At 41.8% G+C, this 24,992-nt stretch carries 21 protein-coding genes; 15 read left to right on the forward strand and 6 right to left on the reverse strand.

The annotated features are described in order from the left end of the window. Positions 1 to 40: 40 nt before the first annotated feature. The 3 genes from ACR63T_RS09185 to ACR63T_RS09195 all read left to right on the forward strand — a co-directional run bounded on the left by ACR63T_RS09185 (position 41) and on the right by ACR63T_RS09195 (position 2,280). The gene (locus ACR63T_RS09185; protein WP_201569644.1) at positions 41 to 616 is read left to right on the forward strand and encodes a TerD family protein; all 576 of its coding nucleotides are present in this window, start codon (positions 41 to 43) and stop codon (positions 614 to 616) included. 190 nt (positions 617 to 806) lie between these two features. Beyond that, the gene (locus tag ACR63T_RS09190) at positions 807 to 1,559 is read left to right on the forward strand and encodes a TIGR00266 family protein (RefSeq protein WP_305898541.1); all 753 of its coding nucleotides are present in this window, start codon (positions 807 to 809) and stop codon (positions 1,557 to 1,559) included. 106 nt (positions 1,560 to 1,665) lie between these two features. After that, positions 1,666 to 2,280, forward strand: coding sequence for a TerD family protein (locus ACR63T_RS09195; RefSeq protein WP_472783780.1), 615 nt, complete (start codon positions 1,666 to 1,668; stop codon positions 2,278 to 2,280). Positions 2,281 to 2,513: 233 nt separating this feature from the next. Here ACR63T_RS09195 and ACR63T_RS09200 read toward each other — a convergent pair whose 3' ends face one another. Next, positions 2,514 to 3,791 (reverse strand): TerD family protein, encoded by a 1,278-nt coding sequence (locus tag ACR63T_RS09200; RefSeq protein ID WP_472783781.1) that lies wholly within the window; start codon positions 3,789 to 3,791, stop codon positions 2,514 to 2,516. A gap of 236 nt (positions 3,792 to 4,027) precedes the next feature. Between ACR63T_RS09200 and ACR63T_RS09205 the strand changes: the two genes are divergently transcribed. Next, positions 4,028 to 5,167, forward strand: coding sequence for an ATP-grasp domain-containing protein (locus ACR63T_RS09205; RefSeq protein ID WP_472783782.1), 1,140 nt, complete (start codon positions 4,028 to 4,030; stop codon positions 5,165 to 5,167). A 431-nt stretch (positions 5,168 to 5,598) separates the two neighbouring features. Beyond that, positions 5,599 to 6,495, forward strand: coding sequence for a DUF4238 domain-containing protein (locus ACR63T_RS09210; protein ID WP_472783783.1), 897 nt, complete (start codon positions 5,599 to 5,601; stop codon positions 6,493 to 6,495). A 195-nt stretch (positions 6,496 to 6,690) separates the two neighbouring features. Here ACR63T_RS09210 and ACR63T_RS09215 read toward each other — a convergent pair whose 3' ends face one another. Next, positions 6,691 to 7,878 carry a sugar transporter gene (locus ACR63T_RS09215; protein ID WP_472783784.1) on the reverse strand — a complete coding sequence of 396 codons (1,188 nt, stop codon included), beginning with the start codon at positions 7,876 to 7,878 and terminating at the stop codon, positions 6,691 to 6,693. Positions 7,879 to 8,174: 296 nt separating this feature from the next. Between ACR63T_RS09215 and ACR63T_RS09220 the strand changes: the two genes are divergently transcribed. Genes ACR63T_RS09220 through ACR63T_RS09240 form a run of 5 tightly spaced genes read left to right on the forward strand, consistent with a single transcriptional unit; the run spans position 8,175 to position 13,940 of the window. Further along, the gene (locus tag ACR63T_RS09220) at positions 8,175 to 9,419 is read left to right on the forward strand and encodes a S1 family peptidase (RefSeq protein ID WP_472783785.1); all 1,245 of its coding nucleotides are present in this window, start codon (positions 8,175 to 8,177) and stop codon (positions 9,417 to 9,419) included. A gap of 47 nt (positions 9,420 to 9,466) precedes the next feature. Further along, positions 9,467 to 10,753 carry a phosphoribosyltransferase domain-containing protein gene (locus ACR63T_RS09225; protein ID WP_472783786.1) on the forward strand — a complete coding sequence of 429 codons (1,287 nt, stop codon included), beginning with the start codon at positions 9,467 to 9,469 and terminating at the stop codon, positions 10,751 to 10,753. Next, on the forward strand, positions 10,750 to 11,589 hold the full coding sequence (locus ACR63T_RS09230) for an HAD hydrolase family protein (RefSeq protein ID WP_472783787.1): 840 nt from the start codon (positions 10,750 to 10,752) through the stop codon (positions 11,587 to 11,589). Before ACR63T_RS09225 ends, ACR63T_RS09230 begins: the two co-directional genes overlap by 4 nt. A 57-nt stretch (positions 11,590 to 11,646) precedes the next feature. Next, positions 11,647 to 12,816: a cysteine protease StiP family protein gene (locus ACR63T_RS09235; protein ID WP_472783788.1), complete on the forward strand. Its 1,170-nt coding sequence runs from the start codon at positions 11,647 to 11,649 to the stop codon at positions 12,814 to 12,816. A 56-nt stretch (positions 12,817 to 12,872) separates the two neighbouring features. Continuing rightward, positions 12,873 to 13,940, forward strand: coding sequence for an HpcH/HpaI aldolase/citrate lyase family protein (locus ACR63T_RS09240; RefSeq protein WP_472783789.1), 1,068 nt, complete (start codon positions 12,873 to 12,875; stop codon positions 13,938 to 13,940). 86 nt (positions 13,941 to 14,026) lie between these two features. On the opposite strand, the gene ACR63T_RS09245 is transcribed toward ACR63T_RS09240, so the two are convergent. After that, positions 14,027 to 14,839, reverse strand: a complete 813-nt coding sequence (locus ACR63T_RS09245) for an alpha/beta fold hydrolase (RefSeq protein WP_472783790.1) — start codon at positions 14,837 to 14,839, stop codon at positions 14,027 to 14,029. Positions 14,840 to 15,115: 276 nt separating this feature from the next. On the opposite strand from ACR63T_RS09245, the gene ACR63T_RS09250 reads away from it, so the two are divergent. Then, positions 15,116 to 15,913: an enoyl-CoA hydratase/isomerase family protein gene (locus tag ACR63T_RS09250; RefSeq protein ID WP_472783791.1), complete on the forward strand. Its 798-nt coding sequence runs from the start codon at positions 15,116 to 15,118 to the stop codon at positions 15,911 to 15,913. 66 nt (positions 15,914 to 15,979) lie between these two features. Further along, the gene (locus tag ACR63T_RS09255) at positions 15,980 to 16,996 is read left to right on the forward strand and encodes a Fic family protein (RefSeq protein ID WP_472783792.1); all 1,017 of its coding nucleotides are present in this window, start codon (positions 15,980 to 15,982) and stop codon (positions 16,994 to 16,996) included. A 113-nt stretch (positions 16,997 to 17,109) separates the two neighbouring features. Here the strand turns inward: ACR63T_RS09255 and acnB are convergent, their stop codons facing one another. Then, on the reverse strand, positions 17,110 to 19,713 hold the full coding sequence (gene acnB, locus ACR63T_RS09260; RefSeq protein ID WP_472783793.1) for a bifunctional aconitate hydratase 2/2-methylisocitrate dehydratase: 2,604 nt from the start codon (positions 19,711 to 19,713) through the stop codon (positions 17,110 to 17,112). A 393-nt stretch (positions 19,714 to 20,106) separates the two neighbouring features. Here acnB and ACR63T_RS09265 point away from each other — a divergent pair, with 393 nt between their 5' ends. Further along, entirely contained in the window at positions 20,107 to 20,535 is a 429-nt protein-coding gene (locus ACR63T_RS09265; RefSeq protein WP_305898559.1) for a carboxymuconolactone decarboxylase family protein, read from the forward strand. 157 nt (positions 20,536 to 20,692) lie between these two features. Continuing rightward, on the forward strand, positions 20,693 to 21,739 hold the full coding sequence (lipA, locus tag ACR63T_RS09270; RefSeq protein WP_305898560.1) for a lipoyl synthase: 1,047 nt from the start codon (positions 20,693 to 20,695) through the stop codon (positions 21,737 to 21,739). A gap of 221 nt (positions 21,740 to 21,960) precedes the next feature. On the opposite strand, the gene ACR63T_RS09275 is transcribed toward lipA, so the two are convergent. After that, on the reverse strand, positions 21,961 to 22,872 hold the full coding sequence (locus ACR63T_RS09275) for an SMP-30/gluconolactonase/LRE family protein (protein ID WP_201569680.1): 912 nt from the start codon (positions 22,870 to 22,872) through the stop codon (positions 21,961 to 21,963). A gap of 89 nt (positions 22,873 to 22,961) precedes the next feature. Beyond that, complete coding sequence (locus ACR63T_RS09280; RefSeq protein WP_472783794.1) at positions 22,962 to 24,125, reverse strand: iron-containing alcohol dehydrogenase; 1,164 nt, start codon at positions 24,123 to 24,125, stop codon at positions 22,962 to 22,964. A 382-nt stretch (positions 24,126 to 24,507) separates the two neighbouring features. Between ACR63T_RS09280 and ACR63T_RS09285 the strand changes: the two genes are divergently transcribed. Beyond that, on the forward strand, positions 24,508 to 24,978 hold the full coding sequence (locus ACR63T_RS09285; protein WP_201569684.1) for a GFA family protein: 471 nt from the start codon (positions 24,508 to 24,510) through the stop codon (positions 24,976 to 24,978). Positions 24,979 to 24,992: the final 14 nt, after the last annotated feature.

A 24,992-nucleotide genomic window follows, 5' to 3' on the forward strand; every position in this document is an offset into this window, starting at 1 on the left:
TCGAACAATAAACTTATCTAATAAATCAAAGGACAATTTTATGGCTATTAGCTTATCGAAAGGCGGCAACGTAAACTTATCAAAAGAAGCACCAGGTCTGACTAACATTACTGTTGGTCTTGGCTGGGATCCACGTGCGACCGACGGTCAAGAGTTTGATTTAGATGCGATTGGCTTTTTGGTTAATGAAGGCGGTAAAGTGCGTAATGATCAAGACTTTATTTTCTTTAATAACTTAAAGTCAGATAATGGTGCTGTTGAGCACACAGGTGATAACCGTACTGGCGAAGGTGACGGCGATGATGAAGCTATCAAAGTCAATCTAGCAAGCATTCCAGCTGATGTGAATAAAGTCGCGCTTTGTGCCATTATTTATGAAGGTCAAGGTCGTAATCAGAACTTCGGTCAAGTAGGTGAAGCATACATTCGTATCGTCAATGATAATGGTGGTTCTGAGATTGCCCGTTATGACCTATCAGAAGATGGTAGTACAGAGACGGCTATGATCTTTGGTGAGCTATATCGTCATAGTGGTGATTGGAAATTCCGTGCCGTTGGTCAAGGCTTTAGTGGTGGATTGGGTCCATTAGCAGCATCATACGGTGTCAATGTATAAGTCTTACTAGACTACATAAAGGTAATAACTGAAATCTAAGCCTATTGGTTAATACCTATAAAGCTATCACGTGTGAGTTATTGACGCACCTGATAGCTTTAAAATTAATGACTACTTAATTTATAGAAGTATCTCACTTTATAAGAGCATCTCAATTATTAAACGATAGTATCATGAGGATCTATTCACTATGGCAGCGACTTTTAGCTTAATCGGTACAATTGAACCTTTTTTGCATTGTAATTTGCAAAAGGGCGATTCGATATATTGCGAAGCCAATGCGATGGTGATGATGGAGTCAAACCTTGAGCTCAAAGGTAAATTGCAAGGCGGACTTATGCAGTCGCTCATGCGCCGTTTTGCCAATGATGAATCGTTATTTCAGCAGCAGATTGAGGCGACGGGTGGCGAAGGCGATTGCTTGCTGGCCCCTACTCTCGATGGTGATATGCAGATACTGGACGTTGGCGCTCAGCAATATACTCTAAGCGACGGCGCCTTTGTTGCAGCGCAAACAGGTGTCGATATCAAGGCCAAGATTCAACGTAATCTTGGTGGTGCGGTATTTGGTGATACGGGCGGCTTTATGGTTATGCAAACTCAGGGCACTGGTCAAGTAGTGGTGTCAGGATTTGGCTCACTGTTTGAGATTGAAGTTACGCCAGGTAAAGATGTGGTTATCGATAACGGTCATGTGGTGTGCTGGGATTCCAACCTTGAATATAAGTTATCGGTATCAACTAGCAAGAAAAAAGGCTTTATGGGTAATATTATAAACTCTGTCACCAGCGGCGAAGGTATGGTATTGAACTTCTCGGGTAACGGCAAAGTGATTATCTGCTCACGTAATCGTGATAGCTATCAAGGCTGGCTACAAAGTATCCTCGGAACAAGCTCAGGAGGTCGCGGTGGCGGCGGTGGCTTTTTAGATAACATTTTATAATTATTAGCTATTTATAGTTATTGGCCGTAAGTACTCACTGCAACTCTAAACCTAGCAAAAATATTTTAAAGCTTTCATTATTTATAACTCATAAAAGGAATATAACATGGCAGTTAGTCTACAAAAAGGGCAGAAAATATCCCTGAGCAAAGAAGCAGGCGGTACGCTCACTCAGGTCAAGTTAGGTCTAGGCTGGGATGTTGCTCAAAATCCACAAGCACAAAAAGGTGGCGGTTTTTTAGGTAAACTGTTTGGCGGTGGTGGCGGTAGCGATGATTCTATCGATCTAGATGCCTCTTGCATTATGTTTGATAGCAATAAGCAGGCGGTTGATGCTATCTGGTTTAGCCAATTAAAATCAAAAGACGGTAGCATTGTGCATACGGGTGATAACCGTACCGGCGCAGGTGACGGCGATGACGAAGTCATCAATGTTGATCTCTCAAAAGTCCCAGCCAATGTAGTGTCGCTAGTCTTTACAGTGAATAGCTTTACGGGTCAAACTTTTGAAACTGTTGAAAATGCCTTTTGCCGTATTGTTAATGCCAATAATAACAGTGAAGTGGCACGTTATAACCTCTCCTCGCAAGGGACACACACCGCGATGATTATGGCAAAAGTATATCGTCATAATAATGAATGGAAAATGCATGCTATTGGCGAGACGGCCTCTGGTCGCACTTTTCATGACTTGATGCCTGCTATTGCTCCGCATGCTTAATTAAGCCGATACCATAACTCTATAAGACAAAAAAGCCCAGCTATTTAAATAGCTGGGCTTTTTCTTTTGAAAACATAAACCCTAGTTTTAAAATACCTATCTCTTTCATAAAAAACTAAAGTGGGTGTAGGGTGCGCCCCGCGCACCGATTACTTATCACAATATAGCTATTGGTGCGCATGGCACACTCTACAAAGGCTATCCCGTCCTGCAATAATTTTATGTAAAACAATCTACTTACGGCCACGCTTCCAGCTAAAACCCCAGTTAAAGGCTTTATCCATTTCTTGATGGCCTTTAAAATATTGGTTGATGCGCTCAACGTTGATACTGCCTTGTTGATTGACTAAACGTGCAATCGCACACATCGGCAGATTACCAGCGCCTTCGGTCAAGCGCGTCTCAATAGGTGGCTGCTCTGGGACATGCACCGTCACTACCCCATCAGTCTGCGCCCAGTTCGGTGCGCCCTCGTAGATAAAGGCAAAGATAAATACTTCTTCAATCTGTGCCCATTGCTGACCGTTAATATCGAGCCACTCACCGCCACTGACTTGACCTGTTCTATCATCAGCTCGCAAGCAAACAAAAGGCGCAGTCTGCAGGCTACCAAAGCGATTTCCCAAGGCTTGAATCAAGGTTTTTTCGCCATTTTTCAGGTGTATCATTGCGCCCACATCAAGATCAATACCGCTAGCACCATGTGACTTAAATAAATCGCCTAGCAAGCCTTTTTTCGGTGCGGCTTTGTCTACATTAGGACGCTGATTCCAGTTTAAGTTAACCGATATCTTGCCAAAATCATCACGTTTGGTCAGGTTGATACTGGTTTGGTTTTTGGTTAAAGTGATTTTGCTAAGATTAATATTTGAGGGTGTAGCAGTTGTCGAAGAATTAGTAGTAGGAATCGGTGGCGGTGTACTTGTCTGATTTGCATTGCCTGCTCTTGTAGTATTAATCAGCTGGGGCTTTTGCGTATTAATCGAATGATTGTTAACTGGTGGCGTGGTTGCTTCATCGGCAATCTCAACACCAAAGTGCTCAGATAATGGCTTCAGTCCGCCTGCAAAACCTTGGGCGATAAAACGGAACTTCCAACTGCCCTGACGACGATAACATTCGGCTAAGATAATAGCTTTTTCATCGCGTCCACTGCTACTCAGCTGACAGGTCAATAGCACTTGACTGCCCTGCAATACTTGAATATCGACATCGCCAAGCTGCGATAAGGTTTGATCACTTGAGAACGCTAAGGCAATTTTATCGATAGCAGCAGGCTGGCTCGATAAATTAATATCAAAAAATCCATCGCTGTCATGACCACGAAAGCTAACACTATTATCATCACTACTCTTTTGACCATAAAAAATCATATCGCCATCACCGCGCACTTTGCCATCAGCGGTTAAGCGATAGGCGGCGCAGTCGATAGCGTTTTGGCTTAATATACGAATGCTGATATTATCGGTTGGCAGTGGCGCATTGGCGCCAGCGATTAGGGTTTGACTCATAGTATTTGTCCTTAAATTTATAATAATTAATGCGGGTCTATTGATGCCTGTTTCACTATTGTCATATAGTAGCATGGATAAAGAGCTACTTTTATAGCGACTTCTAAGCTTTATAACTGCCTGTCAAACCTACATCCAAAAACGAGCTTTTAATCTTAGCAGGCTATAAACATTTATATTTTGCCGCAGTTGTATATAATGACGATGACTTATATTTAGGGTGTTTTGAGAATATTATGGATACTATTAATAATAGCGATATACAAGAAAAACCAGTTGCTGCATGGCTCGCCGAAGGTCAGTCCAGCCAGCGTGATATGCTCGCCAGCTTACAAAGCCTAAAAGCTGACGCTGCAACGCCTTTTTCTATTATCGCCTCACATCGTCATAATCGTGCTGAGATTTTTGAATATGCTGACGAGGTCTATTTAGAGCCTTATGTTAGCAATGATGGTAGTGAAGACGTGACAGCTGAGCCTATCGGACCACGCTGGCAGTTTGTACTAGAAAATGCTCGGCAGAATAATGTCAAAGTATTATTGACTGGTCGTAACGGTATCGACTATGAAATACATAGAGAGCAGTTCACTGCGGCCGGTATTCGGCTATTAACTGGTGCAACTAGCGTAGAGGCACTGGCCTCAATTGAAGACAAATTTGCCTTTATGCAGCATTGTCACCTACATGGTATTCCAGTGGCGCAGGCTTGGCGTTTTGATACTACTGATGAGCTCAAATCTTTATTGACCAAGCACGATTATCAGCCGCTATGTGTCAAGCCTGTCACGGGGATCTTTGCGCAAGGGTTTTGGCGACTTGATACAGGTAAAGAGACTGGTGAGCACTACGATAGCTTTGAGCACCTGTATTTTACAGAAGAGAAAAAGATTAATACTGCGCAGTTTATTGAAGCTTACGATAATAGTCAGATCATCAAAGAGCGCCCGATTCCGATGCTACTGATGCCTTATTTATCAGGACGTGAGTATTCTATAGATGTGGTCTGTGAATATGGCGAGGTACTTGCCGCTGTCACTCGCTATAAGACGGGAAAAATTCAGCATATCGGCTATGATGAGTCGGTCATGGCGGTAGTCATTCCCTTAATAAAAGCCTTTGGCTGTGATGGAATCGTCAGTGTGCAGACTAAACAAAATGATGACGGTCAGCACTGTGTGCTGGAGATAAACAGTCGGCCTGCTGGTGGGATCAGTTATACCACTCATAGCGGAGTTGACTTAACGCAAATAGCGTTTGGCTATTGGTTAGGCTTAACGGCTAAGCCCAGACTAGAAGACATTATTGAGCAAATTACACCCTGTCAGGTACGCTCAGTGATGACTAGTGTAAAGATTGAGGGAGAAATAGTTGAGTGAAATTTAAACTGTGTTAACTTCTAATACCTAATTTATACCCAAAACAACTTTTTAACCGATCACAAATAATTAATAAAATTAACTGGTTATGAACAGGTGATCTAGAAATCGTCCAATGTAAATAATGCAATTTGGGCATGCTTATTCACCGCACAGGTGACTTGTGAGAACCGTCTAAAAACTGCATGTTAATTTACTCTAAGTACAGCTTTTCGTCTTGCGCTTCGGGTAATGATCTCCCAGACACTTACTAATCCTAGCTCATTGCAAGGGAAATGCTTTATAGAGTGCTTTCACAGAATACAGAGGTTTATTTATATAGCCATAAAATATGAAGATAAACGTTTTATTTTACGAATACCGTTAATATGATTTATATTATTAATAATTAAGTTGATGTTCTATCATTTTTAGCTAAGGTAAATAAATTCATGAACCCACCCAAAAAACATCATTATGTACCACAGTTTTTTTTAAAGCCTTGGCTTACCAATGGAATGCTTAGTTGTTACATTATAAAAGAAGATAAGACTTTTAAAAGCCCAACTAGGAAAACTGCTCTTGAAAACAATTTATATATGTTTGATGGTGATGAGATAGAGTCTCAATTTCTTTCTCCTTTTATAGACAATCTTTTAGACAATGATGTAATAAAAGTTAGAAATAAAAGTTGGAAAGATTTATCTTCTCGTACCAAAAGTAACTTTTTCAAGTTTCTAGTTCTTCTTGATGCTAGAAATCCACAATCTTTAAAATCAATATCAAGTGGCTATGAAGAAATTAAAAACAAAGTAGAGTTGACAAAAATAGAAGATGGTTTTGAGGATTTGATAAATAATGAACATTATGTATTCCTATGCATAGCTATTCACGAACTCAACCTTAAAGTTAAAAAACCTTTGCCAGAAGAAAATAACGTTTTTAAGACTAGTTTATACAATATGTATATGAAAATTAGCAGTTTAATAGATGCTAATGAGTTGTTTCCAAGCTTTCAATCCATATTAATAAAAAAAAACTTACATTGTTTAGAAATAAATATAGAGCGAGATAGGTTTGTTACGTCAACAGTGCCTGTTAGAAAAATGGGTAACTATAATGGTAATTATTTAACAAATGTAAATATCAGTCCAAGAAAATCTTTAATCTTTAGCAACAATATAGATTATATAAATAAATTTGTAGATCTAACCACAGAACAAAAAATAAATGAAATAAATTATTTTAATATCAATAAAATGCCTAATTCTTTTCAACCAGAAAGAATTATACTGCCTAGCGATATAGAACTTAGCTACGTAAAAAACATGCTTAAACGTAAAGCATAGCTTCTATTGATATCGTTGAAGCTATCGTTATTAATTTACCCCATCGTAAAGGTTATCTATTAGAGCTCTAAAAACTGCATACAAATCTTAAGTTTTTAATTTCTACTTAAAGTATAGCTTTCTGACCTATAACTCAAGCAAAGCTATATTATCCATCTGTCTGCCCTCATTAAAGCTTTTTCCATATCTTAACTTTCAATTCAACTCATCAAAGCGTTTTATCATATAAATCATCAACAACAGCGCGACAAAGGCAATAGCTGCACCGACGAAACCGACGCTTGAAATTGAGATATAAGTAACCGCATATCCACCGAGCAAAGCTCCCATGCCTATGCCTAAATTGATAACAGCAGAGAACATCGCCATCACCATATCCTGCGCATTGATATCAATCTCAATGACTTTTGATTGAATGGTGAGCATCAGTAGTAGCATAGCAGTGCCCCAAATCACGGTAATGATACTGAACCACCAAATTGACGTCACCGTCCATAGCATCAGCAGCATAGATACCAATATCAGTATTGTAGAGACTAACATCATTATTACAGTGGATGTATCGCTCCAACGACTAAAGATATAGCTGCCGATAAGCCCTGCACAGCCGAATAATAGTAGTATAAAAGTGACTGAGTTTTCGCTAAGCGATCCGACCCGATTCATAAAGGGTTCGATATAAGAGTAAGCGGCATAATCAGCGGTAAATACGACGAAGCAAAATAGATATAAACACACCAACAAGGGGTTTTTTAATAGTTCTGGAAGCTTTTTAAACGACCCATCAAACATACTAGGCAAGTTTGGCAGTAGCTTTGCCTGTAAAACAAACACGATAAAAGCAATAATACCGATACCTGCAAAGGTGGTACGCCAACCAAACCATTGACCTAGTATCCGCCCAATAGGCACACCTAATACTAGCGCTAGTGACGTACCTGTCGCTAATATGCTCAGTGCTAAAGCCCTTTTACCTTCAGGTGCTACGCGCAAGGTTATAGCGGCGGTGATTGCCCAGAATATCGCATGAGAAAAAGCGATACCTACCCGACTAATAAGCAAGACCTGAAAGCTCCAGGCAAACACTGATAACGCGTGGCTGGCGATAAATACTACAAATAGCGCCAGTAGTAAGCGCTTACGCTCAAGTCTGCTAGTCAATAACATCAAGGGCAATGACATCGCAGCGACGACCCACGCATACAGAGTCAACATCCATCCTGTTTCAGCGGTAGTGATAGAAAAATCTTTGGCAATATCACTGAGTAATGCTACAGGAACAAACTCTGTGGTATTAATAACGAACGCGCTAATCCCCATTAAGATGACGCGAAAGTATTGGGTGCGTACAGAGACGGTATCCGCTTCAAATTGAGCTGTCATATGATCTACTCAAAAAATGCTAATTTAATAAAATTAGCTTGAGATTGGCGATAGGAGCTTAAACGAAACTTAATATTTGTACTCATTGATTTTTGATTATCTAACAGCTTAGTATGAATGGCAATGAATAAAATAGTGTTCAGAAGTCTTATGCCAAGCCCATAAAGAAAAGCATTAGAATAAGCCAATGTTATCGGTCTATAATAACGACAAAGACTCTACAAAATATCGATAACCGCTCCATAAGATATCGATAATAGTATAATTATGCAGTATATTTTGATTCGAGGCGCGCAATGACAGTACAGAATACTTTAGTATTAGGCGCTAATACCGTTATTGAGCAAGCGCAGTGCTCAGTTGCTTTTACTACGCCTGATAATCTTAGCTTTGGTCAGCAGCTAGGACTGTTATGGTTACCTTTAGATGCCAGTCGCAAAGCGGCTTGTAGTCCTGCTTATTTGCATGAGCCAAAAGACTGGGCGAAGTTGGATAGTACTGATACGCCAAGCGCGTGGCAACTTAACTTACAAGACTTATTTAACAACCAAAACGTCAGCTTTTTACAGCTCATCGCTTATGCTTATCATGAGCCAACGCTTAACTTGCCAGCCGTTGAGCTAAACAAAGTCAATTTGCGCTTAAATGATGGCGCTATCACGTACGACTTTGCTACCACCGAGCGCCATGTAAAAGCCGCTATCGTACTGGAGATCTACCAGCGCAACGGTCAGTATAAATGCCGTGCCTTAGGTGAGGCCTCTACTCAAGGGCTAAATAGTTTAGAGCAGCGGGTACAAGTCAGTCTCGATATCAGGCCGCCCAATGTTCATGAGCTCATTCAAGATGCTCAGCGCCAGCAAAACCAGCCTGTCAGTAATAATGATGCGCGTCCGCCAAGACAAGTTCAAACGGGCGAAACGTGGACGGGTACGGCATTTGCCATTGATGAATATCATTTATTAACTTGCTATCATGTGATCGAATCAGCCAATCTAGTCGGTATTCGTCAGCAGGGTCAGCCCGATCGCGAGGCGCAAGTGGTACTTAGTGATATCGGCAGCGACTCAGCGATCATTCGAGTCAATGAGTCACTTCCCCACTACCTTCCATTAGTACAGCGCTGTAGTGATATCTTGGGCGAGACAATTACGACATTAGGCTTTCCGCTGTCTGGACTTAGTAGTCAACTGCAAGTGACTCAAGGCTGTATCTCAGGCTTGACTGGCTCTGGCGATGATATTCGTTATATACAGTTTACCGCGCCGATTCAGCCTGGCTCTAGTGGCAGTCCACTGCTATTGCCAACGGGCGAAGTAGTCGGTATGGTGACGTCCAGCTTTGTCCATGAGCACGCGCAAAACTTAAACTATGCGGTAAAATTTCAGTTGTTATCAGCGCTATTGGCCAGCGCTGGTATTAGTTTGGATAATGCATCTACTAATAAAACAACTTTATCAAAAATGAGTGCATTATTATCAACGCCGCAGCTCAGTAAACAAAGTCGCAGTGCGCTATGGCTCGTCGGCTGTGAAGGTTAAGCAAGTTTTAAAACTATAAAATAGTCAAAGTTTCACTGAGGAATAAGATGTCAGATAAGCAAAAAAGTACAACCATTACCCTACCACGGGGTACGCTTGATTTAACCTATCAAACCAATAATGTGGCTGGTAGTGATAGCGCTTATGAGTTAGAAGACCTACTCGGTTTCGCTCAACGCATTAATCCTAAACGCGCATTTTTATTCGTCTCAAAAGTATTAGGCCGTCATATTCCCGTTGCGCCAAGTATCATGCGTCGTGCTTTTACCGATTTAGCTAATTTAGTACCTGGTGATTTACCTGAGCCAATTTTAGTGATTGGTATGGCAGAGACTGCTGTAGGACTATCCGCTGGTGTGCATCAAGCATTGCAAATGCGCTATCCCAATGCACTATTACTAAACTCTACTCGTCACGCACAGCATGATGATGCCAGCGATGGGAATAATACTGAAACACTGCTTACCACCTTTAGCGAAGACCACAGCCATGCCAGCCAGCATTTGATTTATCAAAGTGCTGATAAAGTGACCCAAGCGCAATTGCTCGCTAGTAAAACGGTCATCATGGTCGATGATGAGGCCTCAACAGGCAATACTTGTATCAACGTAGTCACTGCCTTACGCGATGCAGGACTGACGCAATTAGAGCAAGTGCATCTGACCACTTTGGTCGATTGGTCATTAGCTCAAACTGGTATGGATGATACTGTTTCTGATAAGATCGCTTCACGTTTGCCGAATATTAACTTTTATCGGCATCATCTATTATCTGGTGCTTGGCAATGGACTGATGCTCCCAATCCTGAGGCGATTACTATGCCATCGGTTGATACTACTGCAGCAGGCTCTCAACCTATATTATCGACTGGCAATTGGGGCCGCTTCCCGACTGTAGATAGTACTGATGGATTTGGTAATTATCTAAATCAATTTAAAAAGGCTTTTGCGCTTTTTCAAAATATAGACAGTGATTCGCAAGCCAGTTTCGACCAAGATCAGCTACCAAAGAGAATTTTAGTATTAGGCAGTAACGAATTTGTCTGGTTGCCATTTTTATTAGCAGAATGGTTAGAGCAGAATACAAACGCCAATCATGCAAAACATGATATCAAATTTAGTGCGCTTACTCGCTCCCCGATTGCGCTTGGTGGTGCGATTACGACTATGATGAGCTTTACCGATAATTACGGGCTAGGTATGACCAACTTTGTCTATAACGTAGACTCAAAGGATTGGGACTTGATTGTATTATGTGTGGAAACGTCAGCAGATAGTGTCGATGCGATGTGGCAGGATTTGGATAATGTGTTGGTGGTGAGTGCTGATATATGACTATCCCATTCTTCCAGCCAAACCCAAACATTATCAAACCCTACGCGCTAATGGATTTGGATGATACGCTGTTTCAGACCCAGCGTAAGATTGACGCTTGGGATTTAGTAGCTAACGATTCTGAGAGTTTAGTTTGCGCGACGGTTAATAAAAAAGATGAACCGCTTAGCTTTATGACTACTCGCCAAGCTAACTTTTTTAATTGGTTACTCGTCAGCACTGAATTGATAGTGGTAACCGCTCGTGATACTAGCGAAATTAAACGTGTAAAACTACCCTTTAGCAGCTGGCAAGTACTGACCCATGGCGCGATTGTTCTAATGCCAAATGGCGCGCGACTGGACGCTTGGCAACAGCATATTTATAATGAGCTTGAGCCATTACAGGACAAACTCAATCAGCTTAGCGAACTGTTTGCTAGTCATAGTAAAAACGATACTAGTCAGCTAGTATTTACGCCACATAAAGATACTTTTAATGGTGGTAATAGCAATAATAATGGCTCTAGCGAGCACGAATTAACGATTTATTTAGCAATTAAGCACGCGCAAAAAGATCATCAAGCGCTGATTGAGCTTGCTAATAAATTACCCTCGTTAATACGTGATTTTGATCAGCATTTTTATGTGCATGTAAATGCTAATAATTTAGCGATTCTGCCGCATGCTATTCATAAGCGCCATGCGGTACAATTCTTACTAGAGCATCATTTAGACAATACGCGACCCAGTTTTGGCTTTGGTGATAGCTTAGCAGATTTGCCATTTCTACAATTATTGGACTGGTATGGCATGCCCAATCATGGTCAGTTACATTCAGCTTTAAATAATTTTTAATACTTATACATAATTTTAGCATCTCTATCTTTAGCCCTACTGATCACAGAGCCTTCTATGACACATTCTAATTTGCCGCCTATCGAAAGCTTTGGTTCAGGCAGCTATCTGCCATCCGATGTCACTGTACTGCTAGACATAGTCGATAAAACGACAGTCGCTGATGTTCCTGTGAGTGAAAAAGAAGCCTTGATTCAAAGCGGTCAGCGCCATTATTCAGATATGTTGACCTTGGAGCAAGCGCCAAGCGCCATGCACGATCAGCTTTATAAGCAAGCATTGGATCAAGGAGCGCCACGTACTGCCACTGACATTGCAAATTTAGCTTTTACGCTACATCACATTTTTAATGATAAAGTTAATAGCGAGCATCCTCTAATATTAGTCAGTTTAGTCCGTGCAGGATTGCCCGTTGGGGTATTATTACAACGCGCCCTAAAAGATGCTAACCGCACTTATCATCTGCCAAGTCAGCATTATGGCATTAGCATTATTCGTGACCGCGGCCTCGATAGTATCGCGTTACAGCTTATTTTAGACAAGTATCCAGATAGTCCAATCGTATTCGTTGATGGTTGGACAGGCAAAGGAGCTATTTATCAGGAGTTAGCGCGTAGCCTTGAGCCGTTCAACGACTCTACTCATGCCAATTATAATAACTTTTTTCATCAGGGCACGGACATCATTCCCCTATTGACCCTTGCTGATCCTGCTGGCGTGGCTTGGCTTGCTGCCAGTACAGATGATTGGCTGATACCATCAGGATTATTAAATAGCACCGTATCAGGATTGATCTCGCGCAGTCTTTATACTGATCCTGAATCAGGTCTACATCGCAGCGTGTTTTATGACAACTTAGTAGAGAGTGATAATAGCTTAGCATTTATTGATACTATCGATACGCTAAGGCAGTCATTGGCTATGACCACTCGATTACTAGCGAGATTTGAGCATCCACGTTACCAAACGGCTGATTTAATTGATACTTTGGCTGATCAATATAAGATAACCAATCGCAATCGTATCAAGCCAACTATTGCAGAGGCAACAAGAGCGATATTACGCCGTGATCCTGAGCAAGTATTGTTAGCCTCTGCCGATCATCCTGACACCAGACTGTTACGTCATTTATGTGCCCAGCGTAATATTGAAATTACGGTATTAGGTGATAAAATACTGCCTTATCAAGCCATTACTATTATCAAACAACGTACGGCTCATATTTAAAATTCGGCTTTTATGCTAACTTTACCTTACTATTTATCACACTGATTATGGATGATATGACAGACAACGAATCCAACCTTTATAACTCTACTCAGTCTTACGCTACGCTTATCACTGAGCGTCATGCGATGATTAAGCCACACGCCCATCATCCTTATCAATTGGGTGCCAGCCTATATATGCCTGCTACTCGCCAAGATATCTGGCAGGTCATCAAGCGCGATAAGCTGCCAACGATCAATAGCATTATCATCTGCTTAGAGGATTCGGTGAGTCATAGTGATGTTGAGCTGGCGCTTACTCGGCTGCAAATCTTGCTCGATAATTGGGCATTGCATGTGCATAGTATTAATGAACCCTCAAGACAAGATGCCACTCATCTACAGCAGCAAAACAATCAGCCGACGCGACCTCTAGTATTTGTGCGCGCGCGAAACCCTATGATGCTACAAAAGCTGGCTGATTTTAGGCATATCGAGCTACTTGATGGTTTTGTACTGCCCAAAGTTGATATGTATAGCTTGTCAAATTGGCGTATGGCTTGTCAGAACTTGAGTGCTGAGCAATTATTAATGCCAACGCTTGAGACCGCCGCGTTGTTCAACCCGCATCATAATCAAGAGCTGGCGATTGGTTTTAAAGAAGCCTTTAGTCAGCCTATTTTTGCGCTACGCATCGGTGGCAATGACTTATTTGCCGCATTGCGTTTGCGTCGCCCCAAAAACAATATTATTTATGACACCCCCATCGGTACGCTGGCTTATCAGTTACTTGGCTGCTTTGTGCCCCATGGCTTTTATTTGAGTGCGCCTGTGTTTGAGTATTTGGATCAGCCAATGCTCTTTATGCAGGAGTTAAACCGTGATGTCAGCTTAGGACTCGTTGGCAAAACCGTCATTCATCCGAGTCAAATCGCTTTAGTTCAGCAAGCTTACTGTGTGCCGACTAGCATGCTTGATGAAGCGCAAGCAATACTACATAGCGAGGCCAAAGCCGTATTTAAGTATAATAATACTATGCTAGAGCCTGCCACTCATCGTGCATGGGCGGATGAAGTCATCAATCGAGCTCAAGTATTCGGCACGATCAATGATGGTAACAGTGACTATAAACCACTGCTTTGAGCTCATAGATTTCAGATAAAAAGCCGCTCTCAAATATTTGAGAGCGGCTTTTTATTTGCTTAGATTCAACTTATTAGCATAAATAATTAAACACAGCTGTTCAAGAATTTACTCATTACCGTATTCACTTGTTCAGGCTCTTCAACGGTTGAAGTATGACCTGAGCCTTTAATCACTGCCATCTTTGATCCTTTGATCGCAAAATGCATACGTTCAGCCTTAGTATAAGGGGTGGCAACATCTTCATCACCTACAATGACTAAAGTTGGCGTGGTAATCTCACCGAGCCGATCATAAATACCCTCTCGCTCTATAACGCCCATAGTCGCTTTGACGACCCCCTCTTTACGGTTGCTATTTAACAGAGACAGCCATTCTTTGTTATCGACCTTGCGGGCTTTATCTGCCAAAAAGGTACTACCAAACATAATAGGCATCACCTTTTTGCTCACCCGTTTCATGCCCAGCCACTTGATGGCCGTCACTAGTTTCTTATAATTTGGGATATTAGTAGGGTCTTCGGCATCAGCTGAGGTATCTATTAGAGTAAGCGAATTCAATAACTCTGGTCGTTTTATAGCGACACGTTGCCCGACAAAACCACCCATCGACAGACCTACATAATGACAGCTATCAATATCTAGCGCCTCAAGTAATCCAATGGCATCATCGGCTAAGGTGTCCATGTCATAGCCGTCTTTGGTAATCTGAGACTGCCCTTGCCCGCGAAAATCAAACGCGATACAGCGATAATCCTTGGCAAAATGCGCGACTTGCTTATCATAGATTTTGGTACTCCACAGCAAGCCATGGGCGAATAATATGACGGGCTTAGTAGTATCGCTTGGCGCACTGTCTTCGTAATATATAGTGGTGTTATTTAGCTGAATATTGGGCATGATGACTTCCTTGTTGTTATACATTGTAGATAAAATAATGGATTAATAAGTTGAGTGCTTATACTTGCATCAAGCTTTTAGCATAAGTTAGAAACTATCCATTTGATAGCAAAATTTTTGAATACCAAGTTCTAGGATCTGAGTTCTAGGATTTATATTGATACCCTAGAGGTTCATAGAATCCACTTTTATAATAATGCCAAACTGCTATAGTTGTTAGCACCAATCATCAGCATGACACCAGTTATTATAATCACTTAAACAAGGATACATTGTATGCCGCAGCCTACTGTCGATTATCAAATGAAAGATCATATCGCTACTATCACTATGAACGATCCTAAGACTTTAAATGCCTTTAGCACTACTCTAAAAGACGCCATGATGAATGCACTCAATAAAGCGGATGACGATAGCCAAGTCCGTGTGATTGTCTTGCAAGGCGCAGGCGGCAGTTTCTCCAGTGGCGGTCATATTGGTGAGATGCTTGAGAACGGTATGGAAGGTGACGCCTTATCTGACAAACTCAACTTTATGGTCGGCGAAGTTGGTCAAATTAGCCTAAAGCTACGCGCTATTCATAAGCCAATTATCGCCAAGTTAGAAGGTGCGGTCGCAGGTGCTGGCATGAACTTAGCGCTTACTTGCGACTTTCGTATTGCGGCTGATAATGCCAAATTCGTACAGGCATTCGTGAATATTGGTCTAGTACCTGATGCAGGTGGTATTTATTTATTAACTCAATTAATCGGTGTGGCAAAAACCACTGAAATGGTCATGCTCGGAGACAAGCTTAAAGCGGAAGATATGGCACGCTTAAACTTAGTCAATCAAGTAGTCAGCATGAATGAATTGGATGCCACCGTACTAGCATTGGCAACGCGTTTGAGTCAATTACCTGGTAAGGCGCTAGCCTCTATGAAGCATATGATTAATATCCACAGCTTTATGGGGCTGAATGAAGCACTGGATATGGAAGTGGAACAGCAGACTATGCTCGCCAAAACGGATGACTTTAAAGAAGGAATTAGCGCCTTTATGGAGAAGCGTAAGCCTGTTTATGTGGGTAGGTAGAATAGTATTTATGTCATACTGCTGCGTGTTAAGTACTGAATTATAATAAAACTCAAGAGGTTATTTTTGGCAAAATTAATAGCTCCTCCGTTTACCATTAGCGACGACACGCTCAACTATATCATTGAAATCTCTCAAAAAATTGGTCAACTGCAAGTGCAGTATGATCGGCAATTACACTTGAGAAAAAACAATCGATTGCGCTCTATTCAGTCATCGCTAGCGATTGAAAATAATAGTTTAAGTCTAGAACAAGTCACCGATATCATAAATGGTAAGCGAGTATTTGGCGCTCCAAAAGAGATTCAGGAAGTAAAGAACGCTTACGACGCTTATGAGCGTATAGATCAGTTTGATCCCTTTAGCGTTGATGATTTCTTATTAGCGCATCAATTAATGACTAATAAGCTTGTAGAAGAATCAGGACAGTTTCGCTATAGCGATGTCGGAATTTACGACTCTCAAGGTCGAGTCATTCACATGGGAGCACGCCCACAGTTTGTACCTAAATTAGTTAGTGATCTTCTAAAATGGGCACATCAAAGCAATACTCCTGCACTTATAAAAAGTGCTGTAGTACATTATGAAATAGAAGTTATTCACCCCTTTGCTGATGGTAACGGACGTATGGGGCGCTTATGGCAAACCATAATATTAAACTCTTGGAATCCTATTTTTGCATGGTTACCCATTGAAACTATGGTTTTTGAACACCAAAATGAATATTACGAGGTTTTAGGTAGGGCTGACAAAAATAATGATTCAACTGTGTTTATTGAATTTATACTTGAGATGATCATCAAAACGCTCAATAGCTATACTACAGATAAAGTGAGCGATAAAGTGAGCGATAAAGTGAGCGATAAAACTGAAATCAAACTTAATAAGACTGAACAGAAAGTTTATGATCTACTCTATCAACACCTTATTATCAATGGCGATATAGATAATCAACAGGCGCAAGACTTGTCAAACCGATCATCCGCTACCGTCAGACGTTATTTGACTAAGTTCGTTACCTTAGGATTGTTACAAGCCGAAGGTGAGAGAAAAACTCGTAAATATCGATTATTAAAAGATTAGAATTATCGTTCAACATTCTTAGCACATACATTTAGAGTTTCACCATAAATAAACCCCGCATCATTACGACACGGGGTTTATTTTTAAATATTCAAAATTTTCAAACCTAAAACTTAGGTCAACTGAGCAACGCTAATTTTATCAGCCTCTTCAGTGTATTCTTCCATACGGTCGAAGTTCATGTACTTATACACTTCATCGCCCATACTATTCAGCATACCAGCGTACTGCTGATACTCTTCGTTCGTTGGCAGTTTACCTAATACTGCTGCAACTGCTGCAACTTCAGCAGACGCTAGATAGACGTTAGCGCCTTGACCTAGACGATTCGGGAAGTTACGCGTAGAGGTAGATACGGCGGTAGACTTAGGAGCGATACGTGCTTGGTTACCCATGCATAATGAACAACCTGGCATCTCAGTACGAGCGCCCGCTTGCGCATAGATGTTGTAATAGCCTTCTTCCATCAACTGACGCGCATCCATCTTAGTCGGTGGCGCAATCCATAGACGAGTCTTGAGGCTACCTGCTGGCACGTCTTGCAGTAGTTTACCTGCAGCACGGAAGTGACCGATGTTAGTCATACAAGAACCAATGAACACTTCGTCAATGGTATCGCCTGCGACATCCGCTAAAGTCTTAGCATCATCAGGATCATTCGGGCAGCACAGGATCGGCTCTTTGATCGTGCTCATATCGATAGTCATATCAATAGTGTATTCAGCATCTTCGTCAGCACGCATTAGGCTTGGATTAGCCAGCCACTCTTGCATCTGCTCAACACGACGACTAATAGTACGTGCGTCGCCATAGCCTTCAGAGATCATCCACTTAAGCAGCGTCACGTTAGAGTTTAGATACTCAGTCAGAGACTCTTCAGACAAGGTAATTGTACAACCTGCGGCACTACGCTCAGCTGAGGCATCAGATAATTCAAACGCTTGCTCAAGAGTTAAGTCTTCTAGACCTTCAATCTCAAGGATACGACCGTTGAACTCGTTGATTTTGCCTTTTTTATCGACAGTCAATAAGCCATCTTTGATCGCTTGATAAGGAATAGCATGGACCAAATCACGTAGCGTGATACCAGGCTGACGCTCACCTACGAAACGCACACGTACTGATTCAGGCATATCAAGTGGCATAACACCCGTAGCCGCAGCAAAAGCCACTAGACCAGAACCTGCTGGGAATGAGATACCCATTGGGAAACGAGTATGCGAGTCACCACCAGTACCTACGGTATCTGGCAGTAGCATACGGTTCAACCATGAGTGAATAATACCATCGCCTGGACGTAAGCTGACACCGCCACGGTTCATGATAAAGTCAGGTAGCGTATGCTGAGTCTCGACGTCGACTGGCTTTGGATAAGCAGCCGTATGACAGAAAGACTGTAATACTAGATCTGCTTGGAAACCTAAACACGCTAAGTCTTTTAGCTCATCACGGGTCATAGGGCCAGTAGTATCTTGCGAGCCGACTGTGGTCATTTTTGGTTCACAGTACATGCCTGGGCGTACACCTGGTAGGCCACAAGCTTTACCGACCATTTTTTGTGCTAAGGTATAGCCTTTGCCCGTATCTACTGGCTCTTCTGGCTTGGCAAAGACGTCAGAATGCTCAAGACCCATATATTCGCGAGCACGATTGGTCAAACCGCGACCAACGATCAATGGAATACGGCCACCAGCACGGACTTCATCAAGCAATGTTGGTGAATTTAGCTTGAAGGTTGATAATACTTCATCAGAGTCATGGGTAGTGATTTTGCCTTCATACGGATAAATATCGAACACATCACCCATGTTTAGGTTATCAACGTTGATTTTTTCAATAGGTAGTGCGCCTGAATCTTCCATGGTGTTAAAGAAGATAGGAGCAATATTATTACCCAGTACTAGACCGCCACCACGTTTGTTTGGCACGTTAGGGATATCTTCACCCATTAGCCATAGTACTGAGTTAGTCGCAGATTTACGGCTAGAGCCTGTACCAACCACATCACCGACATAAGCTAATGGAAAGCCTTTTTCTTTTAGAATTTCAATCTGCTTCATTGAGCCGACCACACCCTCGTCATCAGCGACAATGCCATCACGAGAGTTTTTGTGCATAGCTAAGGCATGTAATGGAATATCAGGACGGCTCCACGCATCTTGCGCAGGAGATAAATCATCAGTATTGGTCTCGCCTGTGACTTTAAACGTCGTATACGTTGACTTCTCAGGTACTGCCGCGCGATTAGTGAACCACTCAGCATCAGCCCAAGACTGGACGACTTCTTTAGCGATAGTATTGCCCGCTTCAGATTTTTCAGTCACATCATTGAACGCATCAAATACTAGCAAGGTTTTCTTTAGTGCCTCAGCAGCCTCTTGTGCAACCTCTTGGTCATCTAAAGCGGCAACTAATGGCTGTACGTTGTAGCCACCCTGCATCGTACCTAAGATCTCAACCGCTTTTTTCTTATTAATAAGTGATGATGTCGCCTCGCCTTTCACGATAGCGGCCAAAAATGCAGCTTTGACATAAGCCGCTTGATCAACACCTGCTGGAATACGATTTTCAAGCAAGTTCATTAAGAACTCATCTTCGCCCGCTGGTGGGTTTTTTAGGAGTTCAACTAAATCAGCTACTTGATGCTCGTTAAGGGGAAGGGGTACAATTCCTAGCTCGGCACGTTCTGCGACATGTTTACGATAAGCTTCTAACACAATAGTCATCCTCGTCAATGAATTACTAGCGCAACACGTGGGTAGTCGGAATGACCGCCTGCGTCGATACGCTAAAGGGGATATTATGCCTGCTAATATAGCTCAAAACGCCCAAAATGTTAATGACCAATCTATAGTTAGCTTATATTAAAGGCCATATTGAACATTTATTAGAAAAATAGTGTCATAAATAATGTGATTACTACACCTTTAATAATAGTGCTTAACACCCTAACCAGCTGACGATGAGCGCTTAAATAAAGACAGAACGACTGCTATACTCTTTATCATTTAAGATTTATCTCGTTACATCTGATGGTTATATCGTTTTTTATACTATTTTTAGTAAGACTACTTTTTGACACGCCTAATTATAAACTCAAGGATAATCTCATGGAAAACAAGTCGATAAAAGAGAGTAATAATCTAAGCCATAATGAAAACTATGAAAATGGATTAAAGGTTCGTACTGACGTTATGGGAGCCGCCCATGTACAGCGCTCTCTTGATGCAGCAACACCATTCACCCAGCCCTTGCAAGATTGGATTATAGAACACGCTTGGGGTAGCACTTGGCAGGATGAGTCGATATTACCGCGCAAGTACCGCTCGCTGATTACTATTAGTTTTTTGATTGCGCAAAAAAGCCCTACTGAGCTTAAAGGACATATCCGCGGTGCTATTAATAATGGCGCTAGTGTCGCTGAGATCAGAGAGGTATTGATGCACAGTCTGCCCTACTGCGGTGCCCCTGCCACTCAAGAAGCATTCCGCGCCGCTATAGAGGTGCTCAATGAGATGGATATTGATATAAACAAATAGTAAAACGTTAATCGATAATAGCTTTAGCAAGAATGCTGAAAAATGATGTAATTTTTGTTATAATCAATCTATCAAAAACCCTTTCTTATTTTTTAAAAACAGTCAATAAAACCCCTATATTATAAAGGTTTAGATTATAAGGATTTAGGATAAGCCTATGAGTTCACTAGCCGTACAAACGCATGTTCCTGCTGCCAAAGCTAAACCCAAAAAAGCCATTCAAGGCGAAAAGTTACGTGGCTACGATAAGGTTGCGCGTATCCCAATTAAAGTCATCCCGACCGTCGAGGCGAAGAAAAAGCCAGACTGGATTCGGGTCAAGCTATCCTCTCCTGCTGAGGTGGCACGTATCAAAGCCAAACTGCGTGAGCAAAAGCTCTATACTGTCTGTGAAGAGGCTGCCTGCCCTAATCTAGCGCAGTGCTTCTCTGATGGTACGGCGACCTTTATGATTATGGGTGATATTTGTACTCGTCGTTGTCCGTTCTGTGACGTCGGTCATGGTCGCCCTAATGAGCTGGATAAAGATGAACCGCGCCATACTGCTGAGACTATCTTAGGTCTTGAGCTTAAGTATGCCGTTATTACCTCTGTTGATCGTGATGATCTAAAAGATGGTGGTGCTAATCATTTCGTTGAAGTGCTAAACGAGTCGCGTGCGCTAAGTCCGAATTGCTTAATTGAAATCTTAGTGCCTGATTTTCGCGGGCGTATGGATATCGCGCTTGATTTGCTAACAGAGACGGCGCCCGACGTGTTTAACCATAATATCGAAACTGTGCCGCGTCTGTATAAAGCCTTCCGTCCAGGCTCTGATTATCAGCATTCCTTAGATCTGCTTAAGTTATATAAAGAGCGTCGTCCTGATATCGCCACCAAATGCGGCTTCATGGTTGGTTTGGGTGAGACCGAAGAAGAGATTTATAAACTACTTGATGATTTAAAAGCGCACAATGTCGATATGATTACCGTTGGTCAGTACTTGCAACCTAGCAAAAACCATGCGCCTGTTGATCGTTACGTGCATCCTGATGAGTTCCAGCGTTATATGGACTACGGTAAAAAGATTGGCTTCTTTAATATTTGGGCAGGGCCTATGGTGCGCTCTAGCTACTTTGCCGATCGTCAGTACTATGGCGAAGATTGCCCAGCACCGATTCGCAGCAAAAAAGCGCTTGAGGCTGAAGGTAAATTGGGTTGTTAGTAAAGTAAAATATTTGTAATAAATAAGAGGTCAACTATGACCTCTTTTTATATAGTCTTTTTACTGACGTCTTAATTTTTTATTTATGCAACAAGTCCAATTGTCCAGAATGATTAAGAACCGATAGTTAGTAGCCTATACACAAAATAACCCCCTCTCAAGTCATCAAAAGAGGACTATTTTATAGTGCTTTATTCTTTTTCTCTCAAGACTCCTTAAATCTAAGGCGTACCCGCATGAGCTACTTTTACTTGGGTAGAGAGCATTCGTGCTTTGGTTTCAGCCTTACGTGAAGCTTCATCCCAATCAGGTGCAGCGCACATATATAGTGTTTTACCATCAGGCCCGCCAAGAGCCACTGCAAATACACCTTCAGATTCGGTATTGACAGTCTCTAAGATTTCGCCACCCTCCGCTATTCTCAGTGCTTGCTGATTGAGGGTATTAGCAATCCAAACCGCTCCTTCACTATCTAATGCTAGTCCATCAGGTAAAATTTTGGCATTGCCAATACGCACGCCAAGATCAGGCTCAGCGCCAAGCTCTCCATAGTTAGCAAAATCGCGTCTTTCACCTAGCGTGCCATCTTCTAATATATCGAATTGAGAGATTTTATTACCAAATAGCTCATTGACGATTAAAGTCTTTTCATCAGCAGAGATCACCATCCCGTTGGCAAACGCTAAGCCCTCTGCAACCACCTGTGAGCTACCGTCTGGCTTAACGAGTACTAGACCAGCAGCTTTATAACCAGCACCGCCCATTAAGTCAAAGCCAAAATTACCGACATAAGCATTGCCATTGGGAGCGACAACCATATCGTTAGCATGACCGCCACAATGATCCCAGATATCTGCATGCACTACCAACTCACCATCATTCTCTAAGCGCATTACTTTACGGTCTCTCATTGATACTATTAGCATACGTCCATCAGGTAACCAGCCTAATCCAGATGGCTGCTCATCAATGCGAACGATTTCTTCTGCGGCACCGTCATCGTTTACTCGATAAACGCCTTGAGTATAAAAATCAACGAACCACAAAGCGCCTTCATGCCAGCGCGGCCCTTCTAAATAATGAAAACCATCGACTACAACGTCGAGTTTATATTCTGATTGAGCATTTTGCATAGCGACTATCCTTAAGTGACTGTTTAACTTCCTTGTTATGATAAACACCAACAATAACGTCATCTAAACCGTCTTTATGGCGAAAAACCTTACATTATCTCCTTATAAATAGCGGTAACTTGTTCCAAATCTATATCTTTAGGGTTAGTTTCGATGAGACGCATATAAGTGTTGATGACGATATCTGCTAAAGCGGGAATATCATCCTCAAAGATATCCAGCTCACTAAGACGATATTTGAGACCGCTCATTTGTAAAAAGTATTTTAATTGATCAATAAGCTGATTCGCAGCGGCTAAATCGGATATATCGTTTGTTTGCACAGGCATAACTGCGCGAGCCAGCTCGGCATAAAGTGGCGCTGCTTCTGGCAAATTAAAAGCAAATACAGGGCACATAACTAAGGCATTACCATGACCGTGTGGAATATGAAAGGTGATACTAAGCGGGTACGAGAGACCATGTACGGCCGCAACAGACGAATTGACAAAGGCGATACCGGCAAGGGTCGAACCTAATAACATATCGGTACGAGCTCTGATATCATCGCCGTGGTTAAGCACTTGCTCAAAGTTATTCCATAGCAATTGTAGGCCTTTGATAGCAAGCGCATCAGATATAGGGTTCTTTTTGGTACGGCTAGTATAAGCTTCGATACAATGTACCATTGCATCTAAAGCGGTAGCCGCTGTGATATGACGAGGTAGCTTCAAGGTCAAGGTGGCGTCTAAGATTGCGACATCAGGTAGGATTTTGGGCGTATAAATAGCTTTTTTACTGCCATCTATAGCAGTAATTACTGAGACAAAGGTAGACTCTGCACCAGTACCAGCGGTAGTAGGAATGGCAACCAGAGGTACCTTTTTGAACTCACTCAAATCGGTATCTAAAATATCGCTAATTGAGTCAAAAGCATTGGCATGTAAAGCAACAATTTTGGCAGTATCGATGGAGCTGCCGCCCCCTAGACCGATAATTAAGTCGCATTGATGATATCTTGCCGAACTTATAGCTTCGTTAACCATATCAACGGGTGGATCTGCAATCACATTATCGAAAACAATCACCTTGATGCCAGCTTGTTGTAGCGACTGCTGCGCGATGTCAACATAGCCCAACTGCTTGATACCAGCGTCGGTGACGATCATCGCTGACGTAGCTGCATACTGTTTCGCCAAGTTGCCAAGCTTATCGCGCATGCTGTTGACTTCGCTAATAATATGACCATTGCTATAAAACTCAATCCCTGTCATTTTATATACCCTTATTCGCTAAACTTCAATCATCATATAAGTACTTAGTCTATTAATAATACAGCTTTCCAAGCTAATGGCTAGCAAGTTTTATAAATTTCTACTCACAAAAGACTTCAAGCAAATAACGACTTAAGATGACAACTATATTGTGTAGTGTCTACATTTGGTATTTTGAGTAGGCCGTTGATCTTTGAGCATTATTACTTTGCAACAAGTTAAGACTTTCGGGCAAACAATATAGGCTAGTTAAGATACAGTCACTAAAATTACCGCTAAGCTTTTGAGTACTGTCGTCATGAGATTGCTACACAAGGAAGCTGAGATGATGCTATATTTTCAACTAATAAATTATGATTACTTTTATATTAAGGATTGGTCAATGAGCAATAAATTTACTCCGCAACAAGGCTCGTGCTCCTGTTATAGCAACACTTACAATATTAAAAATAAGCCTGTTGCCCGCTTTATCTGTCACTGTACTATTTGCCAGGAGTTTACAGGCGAAGATTTTAATGATGTGACCGTTCTACTTAAATCTGATGTCGATGATTTGAATCTAATTAGAACTAAGTTTCGTCGCTGGAAGCTGCCACCAAACATCAAACGTGGCCTTTGCACTCGCTGTAACAAACCAAGCATAGAGATGGCGGTATCTGGTAACCTTATCTTAATACCGACAACTAATTATCCTGATGTAGCTGCCCTACCCAAGCCTAGTATGCATCTATTTTATAATCGCCGTGTCGAAGATATCGATGATGATTTGCCCAAGTATAAGGGCTTTTTGCAAAGTCAGACGATGATGGCTAAAGCACTGGCTAAGGGTATTTATAAAAGAGCTAAGCGCTAGTAATAATAGCTAAA

It is taken from the genome of Psychrobacter sp. M17(2026) (assembly GCF_055699815.1).